Source organism: Phenylobacterium sp. 58.2.17 (genome assembly GCF_026411515.1).
Classification (GTDB): domain Bacteria; phylum Pseudomonadota; class Alphaproteobacteria; order Caulobacterales; family Caulobacteraceae; genus Phenylobacterium.
On the sequence record NZ_JAPMTQ010000080.1, the window covers coordinates 1 to 1,058 of the forward strand.

A 1,058-nucleotide genomic window follows, 5' to 3' on the forward strand; every position below is an offset into this window, starting at 1 on the left:
CCCCCACATTTTAAAAACCACACCCCCCAAACCCAGATCATGAGGCTAGTCTGGTGGGCTGGTATTTTTTTATAAGAGACACCACCAGCGGCGGCCCGGGCGGCGGCGGGGGCGCCGGGGCCGGCTCGGCCATGACGACGTCTAGCTGGCCCTCCGGCGCGTTCGCCGCCGCCGGCTGCATTGGCGGGCGGGCCTGGTCGGTGATCAGCTGCGGGCGGGCCGCCAGCCCCAGGCCGAGGCCGAGCACGCAAGCGATCGCCACCCCGCCCAGCAGCGCCTTTCGCCCGACGCGCGGGCGCGTCGGCCGCGGGTCGCGCGGCTCCAGGGTCAGGGGCGGTTCGCCATCCAGGCTCATGCGGCGATCCTAGGCGCAGGTGCTGAACGCGGGCTGAACCGCTGGCGCGGGGCGTCGAACCGGTGAATGGTCGCGGCCATGAGCCTCGGACCCACCCTCGAAACCGCCCGCCTGATCCTGCGTCCCACCTCGGGGGAGGACTTCGAGCCGTGGGCCGCCTTTTCCGCCGACGAGGAGGCCTCGCGGTTCCTCGGCGGGCCGCAACCGCGGGAAACCGCCTGGCGCATGATGTGCACCATGGCCGGCTCCTGGGTGGTGCGCGGCTTCGGGATGTTCTCGGTGATCGACAAGGAGAGCGGCCGCTGGGCCGGGCGGCTCGGCCCCTGGCAGCCCGAAGGCTGGCCGGGCACCGAGGTCGGCTGGGGCATCGCCCGCGAGTTCTGGGGCAAGGGCTATGCGCCCGAGGGCGCGATCGCCGCCATCGACTGGGCGTTCGAGCATCTCGGCTGGACCGAGGTCATCCACTGCATCGACCCGGGCAACACCAGTTCGCAGGGCGTGGCGCGCAAGCTCGGCTCCTCGATCCTGCGCCACGCGCTGCTGCCGCCGCCGATCAGCGAGAGCGTCGATGTGTGGGGTCAGAGCCGACAGCAGTGGGGGGGGGGGGCCGCCCCCCCCCCCCCCCCCGCCGGGGGGGGGGCTTAGCGACGGGGCGGGTGGGGCGGGGGGGCCGGCGGGCGGGCCCCCCGCCGGGCCCACCCGC

The 1,058-nt window shown here is 74.0% G+C and carries 2 protein-coding genes; one reads left to right on the forward strand and one right to left on the reverse strand.

The features are described 5' to 3' along the window. Window positions 1-37: 37 nt before the first annotated feature. On the reverse strand, window positions 38-355 hold the full coding sequence (locus OUA97_RS22710) for a hypothetical protein (RefSeq protein WP_267234364.1): 318 nt from the start codon (window positions 353-355) through the stop codon (window positions 38-40). 78 nt (window positions 356-433) lie between these two features. Between OUA97_RS22710 and OUA97_RS22715 the strand changes: the two genes are divergently transcribed. Then, window positions 434-1,000, forward strand: a complete 567-nt coding sequence (locus tag OUA97_RS22715) for a GNAT family N-acetyltransferase (RefSeq protein ID WP_267234365.1) — start codon at window positions 434-436, stop codon at window positions 998-1,000. Window positions 1,001-1,058: the final 58 nt, after the last annotated feature.